The following is a 14,176-nucleotide window of genomic DNA, read 5'->3' on the forward strand; positions in this document are numbered from 1 at the left end:
TTATGCTACGAAGCGCGCAAAGGAGGCGCAACAGCAACAGGCGGGTCGGCAGATGCCTGCGCGGTAGCGGCCGACCGCGCCACGGCCGGGACAAGTTCCGCAACCCTCGTCATGTTGGCGTGGCAGACATCGCCGGCAAAGCGGGCGACGGCGCCCGGCTTGATCTCGTGATGCAGCAACCGATCGAGATCGACCGGGCGCGGCATGGTGATCTGCCCGCGCGGAAAGCGCTTGAAGCCAAGCGGTCCATAGTATGACTCATCGCCAACCAGGATAACGGCGGGCGCGCCGGCCGTCCTGGCCGCCTCCAGCGCGATCGCGACCAGCTTGCGGCCGATGCCGAGATTCTTGTAGCCGGGGCGCACCGCAAGAGGGCCGAGCATCATGGCGCGTCCGGCGCCCGCTGCCACGCGCGTCATGCGCACCGAAGCGATGACCGTGCCGTCCTTGACGGCGACGAAGGACATCGAGCGGTCATGTCCTCCCGACTCGCGGATCTTGTAGGCGGCAAGCACGAAACGACCCGGACCGAAGGCCTCGTCGTTGATGGCTTCGATTTCAGGGTCATGCGCCGGAGTCTCCGGCAGGTATTTCACGTCGGCAAGGCTCATGGTCTTTGCGTTCCGGTATCGAGGAAGGTTTGCTGCAAAGCGGCAGCGTTCGCCAGGCAACGCTTCTTAAGCGCGGGCGCCCTTTCGTCGTCGGTCGAACCGGATCGAGGCAAAGTCGAACATGGGCGCCTCCGCTAGCATCAATTTTGTGCCGCTGCAATCGGTGCTTTCAGGCTTTCTTTGCGTCCATGCCGAACTTGCCCCTCCGGCGCGGGTTCGTCGTTTGACGAACTGTTCATCCGCTGAGGGCTTCGCCAGCCCGGTCATCAACCTAGATAATATCGAACCGAAGGGAGATTTTTCGCATGGGATTGCTGGTTGAAGGCAGATGGCAGGATCGCGCGCCCAACACCGACAGCGACGGTCGGTTCGTGCGAACGGAGTCGCAATGGCGCGACTGGATCACGCGCGACGGCGCGCCGGCGCAAGGCCGCACGCGCGGCTTCAAGGCGGAACCCGGCCGTTATCACCTCTATGTGTCGCTCGCCTGTCCATGGGCGCATCGCACACTGATCTTTCGCGTCCTGAAGAAGCTGGAGGGCATCATCTCCGTCTCCGTGGTGCACCATTTCATGGGGGAGAACGGCTGGACCTTCAAAGCCGAGGACGGCGCCACGGGCGACACGCTCTACGGCCTCGATTTTCTGCACCAGGTCTATGCCAAGGCCGATCCAGCCTATTCAGGCCGCGTGACGGTGCCGGTGCTGTGGGACAAAAGGCAAGAGACCATCGTCAACAATGAGTCATCCGAGATCATCCGCATGCTCAATTCCGCCTTCGACGAATGGGGCGACGCCGGTCTCGACTTCTACCCGGCGGCGCTACGCGTGGAAATCGACAGGATCAATGCGCTTGTCTATCCGGCGATCAACAACGGCGTCTATCGCGCCGGCTTCGCCACCACGCAGAAAGCCTATGAGGAAGCGTTCGGCGAATTGTTCACGGCGCTTGATACGATCGAAGAGCGGCTTTCGCGGCAGCGCTATCTGACCGGCGAACGCATCACCGAGGCCGACTGGCGGCTGTTCACGACGCTGGTTCGTTTCGATCCGGTCTATGTCGGCCACTTCAAATGCAACCTGCGCCGCATCGCCGACTATCCGAACCTGTCGAACTATCTGCGCGATCTCTATCAGGTGCCCGGCGTCGCGGGCACGCTCAGCCTGCATCACATTAAGGCGCATTATTACGGCAGCCACAGATCGATCAACCCGACGGGGATCATTCCGGCAGGGCCAGAGCTTGATTATGCCGCGCCGCATGACCGCAACGGGTTCAGGAAGGCGGCGTGATTACCAGTAAGCCGAGTTACGCTCGCCGCCAAAAATCTCCCTTATCCGCTGCAGCGTCGCCGGCGTCGTGCCCGCCGGCAAACGGTCGATCGGGAAGAAACCCGCTTCGGCGATCTCGTGGTCAGGCAGTTTCGGCGCCGTCTGGCTGAAGGCTTCGATCAGATAAAGGCCGACATGGTCGCGCTTGCTGGGGCGGCGGTTGAAATGCATCGACTTCAGCACCGGCGGCGCGGTCAGAGCGATGTTGCCTTCCTCGGCCAGCTCGCGCGCCAGCGCTTCCTCAAGGGTCTCGCCGACCTCGACGCCGCCGCCCGGCAATTGCCAACCGGGAACATAGGTGTGGCGGATCAGGAAGACCGAGTTGGAGGCACGGTCATAGACCAGGCCGCGCACGCCAAGCGTCATCGGGCGGCGCAGCAGGAAGTAAAAATGGAACAGCCTTGCCCGCAACCCCGGCCAGCCGGTCTGGCGGAATGCCGCGTCAGGATCGGCCGGGCGATTCATTCAACGATCCCCAAGCAGATGTTCGTGGGTTGCCCCACGAACATCTGCTTGGCTTTCCCTGTTTTTCGCAGGCTCTGGCCGCAAAACCGTGGGACACTTTTGCAGAACCTGCTTGGGCGAACAGCAAACGGTGAGTGGAAAGCGTCGTCGGCGTCGCTTAAGAAGGGGCCATGTTCAGGCTCGCGCATATTTCCGATGCTCATCTGGGACCGCTGCCCGATGTAACCTATCGCGACCTCGCCTCCAAGCGCGTGCTGGGCTACGTCAACTGGCAGCGCAATCGCCGCCGTCATATGCATGACGCGGTGATCGACACCATTGTCGCCGACATCAAGGCCGGCGCGCCCGACCACCTCGCCGTCACCGGCGATCTCGTCAACCTGGCGCTCGACGGCGAGATCGAGATGGCCAAGCACTGGCTGGAGACGCTTGGATCGCCGCATGACGTTTCCGTGGTCCCCGGCAATCACGACGCCTATGTGCCGGGCGCCTTCGACAAGGTCTGCCGGTCGTGGGCTCCCTGGATGACGGGCGACGGCGTCAACAGTCCGGTCGACCGCAATTCCTTTCCGTATCTGCGCGTGCGCGGCAATGTCGCGCTGATCGGCGTCACCACGGCGCGCGCCACCGCGCCCTTCATGGCCAACGGCTTCTTCATGGAAGGGCAGGCCGAGCGGCTCGGCAAGATTCTCGACGATGCCGCGGAGCAAGGGCTGTTCCGCGCCATCATGATCCACCACCCTCCGGTGCGCGGCGCCGTCCCGCAGCATAAGCGGCTGTTCGGCATCGCTCGCTTTCACAAGGTCATTCGCCGGCATGGCGCGGAACTCGTCCTGCACGGGCATTCGCATCTGCCGTCACTGTTCACCATCGGCGCACGGGGCGCCAAGGTGCCCGTGGTCGGGGTTGCCGCCGCGGGCCAGGCGCCCGGCGGCAAACACCCGCCGGCGCAATACAACATCTTCGAAATCGACGGTGAAAAGGGCGGCTGGCGTCTTCGCCTGATCCGGCGCGGCCTGACGGGACCAGCCCTGCCGCCTGCCGACCTGCAGGCCATGGACCTCGATGTGCCTGCCGGCACGGCGCGCCAGCTCGTCAGAAGCTGATCTTCATCTGCATGATGCGGTCCCAAAACAACGCCAGCGAAACCGCCAGGCCGACAAGGGCGCCGGCGGCTATCAGGCCGAGGCCGGCGAAGAAGGTCGTCCAGCCATTGCGGCCGTTTTCGGATCGGATGGGCGGCTCCGCTTCCTGGACCACGGGGCGATGCAGGCCGCGGACGGCGCTCTCCACGCTCCCTTCCATCATGCGCTGCCGCTCGACGACACGCTCGGCCACGTAGCGCGTCACCGCATCGGCAACGGCTTTCATCTCGGTCGATTCGGCCAGCACCACGCGGCCGACGCGCGTATCCCTGAGGAAACGATAGGTGCGGCGGTCGCGTCCCATGGCGACGTGGCTCACCGCATCGATCCACAGCCGCGGCTGCAGGCCGGACGAAACGGCGAAGTCGAAGCTGTCCATGTCGGCCGGGACATCGGCAAAGACCGGGGCAAGCTCGCTCGCCAGCAGATCGAGCCGCATGCGGTGCGCCTCGCGCATGTCGACGACCACGTCATCGCGGTCGGCAAAGGCGTTCTTGACGTCGCGTACGGCATCGGCGAGCTTTCGCGACGGTTCGATCGGGGTGATTTTGTCGCCTGCATCCTTCATGGCGGCTGCCTCACTGTTGGTTAACAGCGAGTTACCACAGTCGCCGGCAAAATGCACTGCCGACGACGACCCGCGCGACTGCCGCGGTCCGGCGGAAGCGGTTACGGTATTTCGAGATCGGTCCGGGAGAGATCAACCCGCCGAAGCGTCCAGCGGTGGACGCAACCGCCTGCCGCGCCGCCGCACGTTGCGACGCACGATTTCGGCGATCAGGTCAGGAGCTTCCTCGACCAGCATGTGACCTGCGTCAAGGACATGATGCAGATGGAAATGCGACGGCAGCGCCTCGGCCTGCCCGACCGGCAGCAGCGGATCCTCCGCTCCCCAAACGACCATGACCGGCATGTCAAGCGTATCCAACTGCGCGCGGGGGATGATCCCTTGCCGGTCATCCCTCGTCATCGCGGCCGCCATATCGATCAGGGTCTGCAACTGGCCGGGTCGGGTGCGCATCCGGCAGAGTGCATCCACCACGTGATCAGGCGGCACGCTTCGCGGACCCGACATGGCGGCAAGGCTGGCGCGGACCTGTTTCCTGCCGTCAGCTGCGGCGTAGCGGCGCAGCAAGTCTGCGTTGATTTCCGGGCCAAAACCGCCGGGCGCCAACAGCGTAAGCGAGGCCACCCTGTCGGGGTCGGCAAGCGTCATCGATGTGGCGATCGCGCCGCCCATGGAGTGACCGACGAGATGGACCTTGCCCAACCGGCGGGCGGCCAGATCGGCGAGGATGGCTCGCGCGGCCGGCTTGGCGCCGCCCAGGCCTTCGCTTTCCAGGGACTGTCCATGGCCCGGCAGATCATAGGCCAACACTCTCGCCTCCGCCGCCAGCGAGGCCGCGACGTCACGCCAGATATCACCACTGGCTCCGAACCCGTGCAGAAGGACGATTGTCCTCGGACCGGCGCCGCTTTCGACGGCATAAGGGAATGGACGCATGAAAAATGGGGCGGTGAACAAGGCAGGGGCTTCAAATTGTGGCTGAATTGCTCCCGAACCGGATTGATGGCCAGTAAAATTTTCGCGACCGAGCGCCCCGTCAGGCGCTCGATACGCAAGAATGTCCTAATATATGGCGGATCACAGCGTCATACTCTGGTGCTCCGGCATTCGTGTGGCCCAAATGAGTGTGGAGAGTTGGATTAGCTCGGGTTGCCGATCCCGGCGGCCCGCAAGGATTGAACCAGCCGATCGGTGAGATCCGCTGGGTATTTGCGATCGACGAATGTCGCGCGCGGGTCGGCGGCGAACTTCGGGAATTGTGCGGTGAGCTCGTTGGCAAGCTCGCCCGCCAGCTTGTCGCGTCCCGAAATCCTGGCGCCGATCAGGCGCGCGGCCAGGTAATGCGACTTTGATGCCGTCGTGCGCAGCGATTCGCTGGCGATGGCCGCCCTTTTCATATCGCCCTGCATGAAGGCTCCGACGAAAAGGCCATAATCCCACCAGGTCGGATGGCCGCTGAAGGCTTCGACCGCGTGGCGCAGGATCGGCGTTCCCTCATCATATTTGCCGGCGAAGATCAGCCCGTAGCCATAGGCGGCGGCCATGCCGAGGTCGTACGGGTTGAGCTCGTAGGCCTTTCGCATCAATCGGGTCGCTTCGTCCGTGTTGCCGAGACGCGAGTTGAGGTAGCCAAAGGCGCGATGCGCGTGCGGGCTCATCGGTCCCATCTGGACGGCGCGGTGGGCAAGCGACATGGCCTTTTCGAGCGTCGCTTCCGGTGGATAGGCATAGTGCGCGGTGACGGCTTCCACATGAAGCGCGGCCAGCTCCGCGTAGACAAGCGACGATTTGGTGCCTTCGCCGACCAGCTTCTCCAGGCAGCGATACGCAATTTCGTGCGTCTGGGCGCTCATGTCGAGATAGTAGCGGTCGTCGAGCACCAGGCACCCGATCTGGCTGGTCCGGATGTCGCTCTGGTCGATGTAGCTGTAGATCGCGCCCGAAGCGGGAACGGTCGAGGTGAGAAGGCTGGCGACGTTGCCTTCAACCGCGCCAGGGGCGCTCTCGGCTGATGTAAGGTTGCGCGACAGGAGAACCCGCCCGGTCCCGACGCTCTGCAACTCCACCGTGACGTCGCCGGCAGCGGGCCCGGGAACAATTTCAAAAACGAAACTGATCGGATCGGCGGACCGATCACGCGTCGAATCCGCATCGCGCCCGATGAAATCGATGGTGTCGAAGCCTGCAAGCCCGGCGCGCAGCGACGACGCGACGCGAGCCGCCTCCGCTCCATCCGCTTTGACGGCGATGTAGATCAGCGGCAGGGAGTCGAATCGGGACTGGGCGGTGCCGGCCAGGCGCGCCGTCTCGACTGTCGCGCCAGTGTCGCCGCTGTTGAGGAAGGCATTGCCTTGACGCACGATGAGCACGCCGAGCATGACAATGACCAGAGCCATGGCAGCCCAGAAGAACCGCAATTGCCGCGTGAGCGACTGGGCGGGTGCTGCCGGCGCCATCAGCGCTGCAGGTTCGCCCGCGGCAGAGGCGTCGAGATGTTCGGTTGCGGCCGGAGCGGCTTCGGCCGAAGCGTCGGGCCGCTGCGCGACGGTCTTGGAGGCAGACCTGGCGTCGCCAGGCAGGCGGATCGCGTTCGGCTCGTAGGACGGGACATAACCGCCGCGCGGGATCGCGATGCGCACCGGCTCGGCGACACCTTCATTGGCGAAATACTGCTCCAGGAGCTCGCGCAGACGACCGGCCTGAACCCTGACCACGGCATCGGTGGAGGCATCGAAATCGCCGTCCTTGCCGAAGACATCCATGGCGATGGAAACGCCTTTCAGCCTGTCCGCCTCGCCGGCCTGCTCGCGTTCAACCAGATAGCGTAATAGCCTGCGGGCACGCTCGGATCGTCCGAACGTTTCGCTGGCAAGCAGTCGCTCCAATGTCTCGCGCACTGCGGGGGCGGCAGGCGGGGCATGCTCCAAGTGTCGAACCTTTCGAAGTCGGCACAGGTTAGGGAGCGATAATATAGCGCTCGCGCCGACGTACAAGGATGCTTCTATTATGTGATCGCGTAAGCCACCGGAAATTCCTCCGGCGGTTAACGAATGGCAGGTTCGCATCCGCTTCTGGAGCGTGGCGCAAGCTGGAATGCGCCGGCTCCATCGCTGGATCAGATCATCCGGCTAGAGCGGTTCACCGCTTCACGGAACGGTGAGCCGCTCAATTTTTTGTTTGACCGCAATTCCGGACGGAAGGCTACGGCGAAACCGCCGAGCCTAACCGCTTCATACTTTTCCCGGAATTTGCTCTAGCCGCCGATGATCCGGTTGGCGGCCGAAACGACGGCCTCCAGCGAGGCGGCGACGATGTTGGTGTTGATACCGGCGCCGAACAGCTTGCCGCCCGGATACTCCATCTCGACATAGGAGATCGCCGAGGCGTTGGAGCCGCGCTGCAAGGAATGCTCGGAATAGTCGAGCACCGACATGTCCACGCCGACATGGCGCGAGAGCGCATCGACAAAGCCGTCGATCGGGCCGGTGCCCGAACCGGTGATGGTCACTTCCTTGCCGTTGTCGAGAATATCCGCTTCGACCATGCGCCGGCCCTTCACCTCGGTATCGGGATAGGTGCGATGGTCGAGGAACTTCAGCCGCGCGCCGGGCTGGTCGACATAGGTTTCGAGGAAGCGTTCGTGGATGCGCCTGGCCGGCACTTCCTTGCCTTCCGCATCGGTGATCGCCTGGATCGCCTGGCTGAATTCAATCTGCAGATTGCGCGGCAAGTTGAGGCCGTAATCTGCCTGCAGCACGTAGGCGATGCCGCCTTTGCCGGACTGCGAGTTGATGCGGATGATCGCCTCGTAGGTGCGGCCGACATCGGCCGGATCGATCGGCAGATAAGGCACTTCCCAGATTGGGGTGTTGGCCTTCTTCAGGGCTTTCATGCCCTTGTTGATGGCGTCCTGGTGCGAGCCGGAGAAAGCCGTGTAGACCAGCTCGCCGACATAAGGGTGACGTTCCGGGATCTTCAGCTGGTTCGAATATTCGTAGACGTCCTTCATCCGGTTGATGTCGGAGCAGTCGAGCTCCGGATCGACGCCCTGGGTGAACATGTTGAGCGCCAGCGTGACGATATCGACATTGCCGGTGCGTTCGCCATTGCCGAACAGCGTGCCTTCGACGCGGTCGGCGCCAGCCATCAGGCCGAGCTCGGTGGTGGCGATGCCGGTGCCGCGGTCGTTGTGGGGATGCAGCGAGACGATCAGGTTCTCTCTGGCGTCGAGGTTGCGGCACATCCATTCGATGCGATCTGCATAGACGTTGGGCGTCGACATCTCGACCGTCGACGGCAGGTTGATGATCAGCTTATTGTCGGCCGTCGGCTTCACGATCTCGGTGACGGCGTTGCAGATCTCCAGCGCGACTTCGAGCTCAGTGCCGGTGAAGCTCTCCGGTGAGTACTCGAAGCGGTAGCCGCCGCCGGCCTTGGCGGCCATGTCGGTGATCATCTTGGCGGCGTCGGTGGCGATGCGCTTGATGCCGGCGACATCCTTCTCGAACACGACCCGGCGCTGCAGCTCGCTGGTCGAATTGTAGAAATGCACGATCGGGCGGTGCGCGTCCTTCAGCGCCTCGAAGGTCCGCGTGATCAGCTCGGGCCGGCACTGCACCAGCACCTGGAGCGATACATCCTGCGGCACGCCGCCTTCCTCGATGCACCAGCGGGCAAAGTCGAAATCGGTCTGCGAGGCCGAGGGGAAGCCGATCTCGATTTCCTTGAAGCCCATGTCGAGCAGCATGGCGAACATGCGCGCCTTGCGCTCATGCCCCATCGGGTCGATCAGCGCCTGGTTGCCGTCGCGCAGGTCGACCGAGCACCAGATCGGCGCCTTGTCGATAGTCTTGTTCGGCCAGGTGCGGTCGGTCAGGCCGACGATCGGGTAGGGCTGGTATTTACGTGCTGCATCCGGCATGTGGCCGGCCGCGCGCTTCCCGGCTTCAGCCTCGCCGGCGCGGATTTCTTCTCGTGCGTTCATCGTCGTTTCTCCCGGCGGCCCGCATGCCCGCCTCAGGCGGATGGGTGGCGAGCGTCGCCTCTACCAAAAGTTCGTTCGCTTGATGTGACTTTGCCAAAGTCTGGCCAAGGAGCATGCGCCTTGAGCGGCGGTTTCGACCGCCGGGCGCTCCTTCAGCGAACCCGGCGATCGCCGATAAGGCCGAGAAGAAGCAGGGTCGAGGCGAGCGCGCGCGCGGTCTCGCCGGCAAAGCCGGTGCGAGAGGAGGCGACGGAGCGAACGCGCGTGATCATGTCGGCTCTCTTACAGGAGCGGCCCGGCAGAGGCAAGCGGGACGCATGGATCAATGGCCTTGCCTAATATCGCCGCCGGTGCGGACAGCCTTCCCCGCGCCTCGCAAATGCGCCAGACTTGGTTTCGAAGGCTTCGCTACCGAGCGAAGCTCCGGGGAGGGGTTCGTCCATGAATTTCGTGTTCTTCTCGCCGCATTTCCCGGCCAACGGCGCCGAATTCTGCGACCGGCTGAAGAAGGCCGGCGCCACTGTGCTCGGCATCGGCGATGCGCCTTACGAGACCTTGAACGCCAAGCTGAAGGCGGCGCTTTCGGAATATTACCGCATCGCCGACATGGAAGATTACGACGCCGTGCTCCGGGCGATGGGGCACTTCATCCACAAATGGGGCCGCATCGATCGCTTCGAGTCGCTCAACGAGCATTGGCTGGAGCTGGAAGCCAATATCCGCACTGATTTCAACATCTTCGGCACCAAGCTCGACTTCGTAAAGAATTTGAAGCGGAAAAGCCGTATGCGCGCTTTCTTCCGCAAGAGCGGCGTCGAGACCATCCCGCAGCGCAAATGCTCCGACCGCGCCGGGGCCATGACCTTCATCCGCCGTGTCGGCTTTCCGGTGGTGGTCAAGCCGGATTCCGGCTCCGGCGCCTCGAACACCTTCAAGATCTCCAACGCCAAGGAGCTCGACCAGTTCTTCAAGGACAAGCCGGAGGGTGTGACCTTCGTCATGGAGCAGTTCATAGAAGGGCTGGTGGTGACCTTCGACGGGCTGGTCAACCGCGACGGCGAGGTGGTGCTGGCGGCGAGCCACCGCTACGATCAGAGCATCATGGAGGCGGTCAACCGCGACCGCCATATGAGCTACACCTGCTTTCCCGAGATCAGCCCGGAGGTCGAGGAGGCGGGCCGCAAGATCCTCAAGGCGTTCGACGTGCGCGAGCGCTTCTTCCATATCGAGCTGTTCGAAACCAGCGACAAGCGCGTCATCGCGCTCGAGGTCAACATGCGGCCGCCAGGCGCCTGGATGACGGACGCCATCAACTACACGTTCGACATCGACGTCTATGCCGCCTGGGCCGACATGGTGGTCAAGAATGCCGCCGGCGGTCCTTACAAGGGCAAGTATTTCACCGCCTATGCCAGCCGCAAACGCCACATCGACTATTTGCACAGCCATGCGGACGTGCTAGCCGCCCACGGCGACAAGATCGTCCATCATCAGGCTATCGAAGAGGTCTTCAGCCGCGCCATGGGCAATTACGCCTACCAGATGCGCTCGAAGGATCCGAAGGCGCTGCGCCAGGCGGTCGACTACATCCACGCGGAAAAGGCCTGAGCCGATGGACGTCTCCTATCACAAGGACCATGCCCGCAATCTCGGCCGAGACATGGAATACAAGCGCTATGGCCATGCCGGGCGTCCGGTGGTGGTGTTCCCGACCTCGCAAGGGCGGTTCTACCAGTTCGAGGATTCGGGTGGGGTCGGCGCGCTTGCCGACTTCATCGACACCGGCCGCATCCAGCTCTTCACGCTCGACGGCATCGACTCGGAATCCTTCTTCGACAAGCATGCCGACCCGGCGCAACGCATCGCCCGCCACGATGCCTATTTCCGCTATGTGCGCGAAGAAGCGCTGCCGGAACTGCAGGCGGTTGCCGGCAAGTCCAACGGTGGCCGCGTTTTGAAGCCGCTGTTTTGCGGCTGCTCGATGGGCGGCTACCACTCATCCAATTTCGTGTTCCGCTTCCCGGAGCTGGCGAGCGGGGTGATCTCGCTGTCCGGCGTCTATTCGGCGCGCGACTTTTTCGGCCGCGCGCTGGAAGGCAATATCTATTTCAACTCGCCGCTCGATTATCTGCCCGGCATCGTCGACCAGAAGCTGCTCGGGCGGCTTAGGGCGCTCAGGCTGATCTTCTGCTGCGGCCAAGGCGCCTGGGAAGAGCGCATGCTGGTCGAGACGCGCGAGCTGGAACAGGTGCTGCGCGACAAATCTATCCCGGCCTGGGTCGACTATTGGGGCGGCGACGTCAGCCATGATTGGCCGTGGTGGCACAAGCAACTCGTCTATTTCTTCGGCCGCTGGCTGGATGACGATCTGATGCACAGGTTGGACTGAGGTGCGTTGATATTCGGGTGGGGCCGGCCGGCAAATGGCGGTTTCCTGACGGCTAACTCTCCTGGCAGGCCGGGACAGGCGCGACATCTTGTTCCGACGCCGATCCGCGACGCAAGCCGACGAAGACGACGATGGCGGTGAGCACGGTGATCGTCGCCAGCACGATGAGCAGCCGGTTGAAAGCCGTTTCATAGGCTTGGACCAGGGCCCTGGCGTCGGCCAAGTGCAGATGTTGCACCGTTTCGCTGATATTGCCGGTTGCCAGTAGTTGTGCCGCCGCGGCCGCTTCGGCAGGCGAGGCCAGCCCTTGAGCGCTAAGCTGCGTGGCCGTGAAACCGGACAAGGCCGCCATGACGATCGCCAGGGCCACGCCCTCGCTGGCGACGCGGGTGGTGTTGAATATGCCCACCGCCATGCCGGCGCGCTCCCTTGGCACGACGCTGACGGCAAGTCCGTCCATCAGCCCCCAGGGCAAGGCGATGCCGATGCCGACCAAGACCAGCGGGAGCAGCAGCGCGTTGTCCGCCACGGGCACGCAACTGAGCCAGACCAGGCCGGCCGCGGCGACGAGGAGGCCCACACCGCAGATCGTCGCCGGAGCGATCCGGCGTGCCGCCTGGCCGGCCAGCAGCGGCAAGATCAGCAGCGGCCCGGACAGGCAGATCATCAATTGCCCCGCCTTGATCTCGCTCATCCCCTCAATGCCGATGAAGCGGATCGGCAGGAGCACGAGCAGGACGACGAAGGCATAGGCGGGCGCCGCGGCCAGGAACTGCACGCCGACGAAACGCGGGAAGCGAAACAGTGTCAGGTCCAGCATCGGCCGACGCACCCGCCGCTCGACAATCACGAAGGCGGCAAAGAAGATGGCAGCCACGCCGAGAAGGGCGATAACGAGGGGATTGGCCCATCCGCTCTGGGGCGCCTGCAGCACACCGCAGGTCAGCGCGGCAAGCGCGATGGTGAAGGTGCCGGCTCCTGTCCAGTCGAGCCCGGTTGCATCCGGATCGCGCGATTCGGCGACGGCGCGCAGGCCAAGCGCGGCGGCGGCAACGCCAAGCACCGCCACCAGAAGAAAGATCGCGCGCCAGCCGAACGCGTCGATGAGCAGGCCAGAGGCAACAGGGCCGAAGGCAAGGCCGATGCCGAAGCTGGTACCGAGAAAGCTGAAGGCGCGCAGACGCAATTGCCCGTCGAATTCCTGGGCAAGCGCGGAGGCGCCGCCGGCGAAGGCGGCAGCGCCGCCAACGCCTTGCAGAGCTCTGAAGAAATCGAACCAGACGATGCCTGGCGCCAGCATGCAGCCCAGCGCGGCAAGCACATAGGCGGCGAGGCCGGCGAGAAAGATCCGCTTGCGGCCATGGTTGTCGGCCAGCGCTCCGGCCGCCATCAGGCCGGCGCCGAAGGTCAGCATGAAGGCATTGGTTACCCAATTGAGCTCGAGCGGACTGCCGCCGAGATCGGCGGCAATGCGGGACAGCGCCACGGCGGGGCCGGTGAAGCTCAATGGCATCGTCATGGCAGCGAGACAAACCGACAGCAGCACGAGCCATCTGCCGGCCGGGCCGGTTCTGGTCATCAAAGTCATGGATTTTCCTATCTAACGCGGGATTTGCCGACATGCCCTGACTGGCAGCGCCGGCCGCAAGGACAAGATAGGGCGGGGACATTTCCGGCAAAATAGTATTAGATTGCCAGTCATCCCGGAATGAAACGCTCGAATAAGTTTATGCCATGGATCGTCTCAACGGCCTTCTGGCCTTCGCCCGCACCGCCGAGCTCGGCAGTTTCGTCGCCGCCGGCCGGGCGCTCGGCATCTCCGCCTCCGCCGTCGGCAAGAGCGTCGCCCGGCTCGAGCAGGAGCTCGGCGTGCGTCTCCTGCAGCGCAGCACGCGGCGTATCGGCCTGACCGAGGAGGGCAAGTCGTTCAACGAGCGGGTACGCCGCATCCTCGACGAGATCGACGACGCGGAGGCGATGCTGTCGCGGACACGCGAGACGCCGCATGGCCGGCTACGTATCTCGACGCCGATCGTCACCTATCATCTGCTCTTGCCGGTGCTGTCGGAGTTCATGGCCCGCTACCCCGAGATCGAGCTCGACATCGATTTCAACGATCGCATCGTCGACGTCATCGACGAGGGTATCGACGTGGCGATCCGCAGCGGCGAGCTGCCCGATTCGCGATTGGTGTCGAGGCCGGTTGCGCCCTTTCGCATGCTGCTCTGCGCGGCCGCTTCCTACCTCGATCGCCATGGCACGCCCGGCACGCCGGCGGATCTCGCGGCGCATTTCGGCATCCATTTCCGCTTTCTCAACAGCGGCAGGCTGCTCAACTGGCCGTTCACCACCGGGAGCGCCGAGCCGCAGATCCGTTCGATGCTGACCTGCAACAACATGGAGGCATTGAAGGGCGCGACGATTGCCGGTCTCGGCATCGCCTGCATGCCCGACTTCTTGGTGCGGGAGGCGCTGCATGACGGCAGGCTGCGCACCGTGCTCGACGACCATGTCGACGGCCGCGGCCAGTTCCGCATGCTGTGGCCGTCCAATCGCCATCTTTCGCCGAAGGTCCGGGTCTTCGTCGATTTCCTCCCCGAGAGGCTTGCGGCGGGGCCATCGGCCCCGGCAATCCAAACGAAGGTCCGCGGGGATTGTCAGTAGGTCGCGCGGCCGTCAGAGC

At 63.9% G+C, this 14,176-nt stretch carries 13 protein-coding genes; 6 read left to right on the plus strand and 7 right to left on the minus strand.

The genetic code is table 11. From position 1 onward, the window contains the following. Positions 1–5: 5 nt before the first annotated feature. Positions 6–611 carry an N-acetyltransferase gene (locus tag FJ419_RS07445; RefSeq protein WP_140689015.1) on the minus strand — a complete coding sequence of 202 codons (606 nt, stop codon included), beginning with the start codon at positions 609–611 and terminating at the stop codon, positions 6–8. Between the two features lie 121 nt (positions 612–732). Between FJ419_RS07445 and FJ419_RS07450 the strand changes: the two genes are divergently transcribed. Beyond that, the gene (locus FJ419_RS07450) at positions 733–933 is read left to right on the plus strand and encodes a hypothetical protein (protein WP_140689026.1); all 201 of its coding nucleotides are present in this window, start codon (positions 733–735) and stop codon (positions 931–933) included. Continuing rightward, positions 917–1,903 carry a glutathione S-transferase family protein gene (locus FJ419_RS07455; RefSeq protein WP_140689030.1) on the plus strand — a complete coding sequence of 329 codons (987 nt, stop codon included), beginning with the start codon at positions 917–919 and terminating at the stop codon, positions 1,901–1,903. The genes FJ419_RS07450 and FJ419_RS07455 overlap by 17 nt, the downstream gene beginning before the upstream one ends. Here FJ419_RS07455 and FJ419_RS07460 read toward each other — a convergent pair whose 3' ends face one another. Beyond that, positions 1,904–2,407: an NUDIX domain-containing protein gene (locus FJ419_RS07460; RefSeq protein ID WP_140689032.1), complete on the minus strand. Its 504-nt coding sequence runs from the start codon at positions 2,405–2,407 to the stop codon at positions 1,904–1,906. A gap of 170 nt (positions 2,408–2,577) precedes the next feature. Between FJ419_RS07460 and FJ419_RS07465 the strand changes: the two genes are divergently transcribed. Continuing rightward, positions 2,578–3,513 (plus strand): metallophosphoesterase, encoded by a 936-nt coding sequence (locus FJ419_RS07465; RefSeq protein ID WP_140689034.1) that lies wholly within the window; start codon positions 2,578–2,580, stop codon positions 3,511–3,513. Here FJ419_RS07465 and FJ419_RS07470 read toward each other — a convergent pair. From FJ419_RS07470 to leuA, 4 genes are all read right to left on the minus strand, one after another. Continuing rightward, positions 3,503–4,120, minus strand: a complete 618-nt coding sequence (locus FJ419_RS07470; protein ID WP_140689036.1) for a hypothetical protein — start codon at positions 4,118–4,120, stop codon at positions 3,503–3,505. The two genes, FJ419_RS07465 and FJ419_RS07470, sit on opposite strands and share 11 nt — an antisense overlap. Positions 4,121–4,252: 132 nt before the next feature. Continuing rightward, complete coding sequence (locus tag FJ419_RS07475) at positions 4,253–5,056, minus strand: alpha/beta fold hydrolase (protein WP_140689341.1); 804 nt, start codon at positions 5,054–5,056, stop codon at positions 4,253–4,255. A gap of 203 nt (positions 5,057–5,259) precedes the next feature. Continuing rightward, positions 5,260–7,047 carry a hypothetical protein gene (locus FJ419_RS07480; protein ID WP_140689038.1) on the minus strand — a complete coding sequence of 596 codons (1,788 nt, stop codon included), beginning with the start codon at positions 7,045–7,047 and terminating at the stop codon, positions 5,260–5,262. 326 nt (positions 7,048–7,373) lie between these two features. Beyond that, positions 7,374–9,104 carry a 2-isopropylmalate synthase gene (gene leuA, locus FJ419_RS07485; RefSeq protein WP_140689040.1) on the minus strand — a complete coding sequence of 577 codons (1,731 nt, stop codon included), beginning with the start codon at positions 9,102–9,104 and terminating at the stop codon, positions 7,374–7,376. Positions 9,105–9,545: 441 nt separating this feature from the next. On the opposite strand from leuA, the gene FJ419_RS07495 reads away from it, so the two are divergent. Further along, positions 9,546–10,712, plus strand: a complete 1,167-nt coding sequence (locus FJ419_RS07495) for an ATP-grasp domain-containing protein (RefSeq protein ID WP_140689043.1) — start codon at positions 9,546–9,548, stop codon at positions 10,710–10,712. Between the two features lie 4 nt (positions 10,713–10,716). Then, on the plus strand, positions 10,717–11,493 hold the full coding sequence (locus FJ419_RS07500) for an alpha/beta hydrolase-fold protein (RefSeq protein ID WP_140689045.1): 777 nt from the start codon (positions 10,717–10,719) through the stop codon (positions 11,491–11,493). Between the two features lie 52 nt (positions 11,494–11,545). Here the strand turns inward: FJ419_RS07500 and FJ419_RS07505 are convergent, their stop codons facing one another. After that, positions 11,546–13,081, minus strand: coding sequence for an MFS transporter (locus FJ419_RS07505; protein ID WP_140689047.1), 1,536 nt, complete (start codon positions 13,079–13,081; stop codon positions 11,546–11,548). Between the two features lie 146 nt (positions 13,082–13,227). Here FJ419_RS07505 and FJ419_RS07510 point away from each other — a divergent pair, with 146 nt between their 5' ends. Continuing rightward, entirely contained in the window at positions 13,228–14,157 is a 930-nt protein-coding gene (locus tag FJ419_RS07510; protein ID WP_140689049.1) for a LysR family transcriptional regulator, read from the plus strand. Positions 14,158–14,176 lie beyond the last annotated feature (19 nt).

The sequence above is a fragment of the Mesorhizobium sp. B2-6-2 genome (genome assembly GCF_006440615.1).
Lineage (GTDB): Bacteria > Pseudomonadota > Alphaproteobacteria > Rhizobiales > Rhizobiaceae > Mesorhizobium.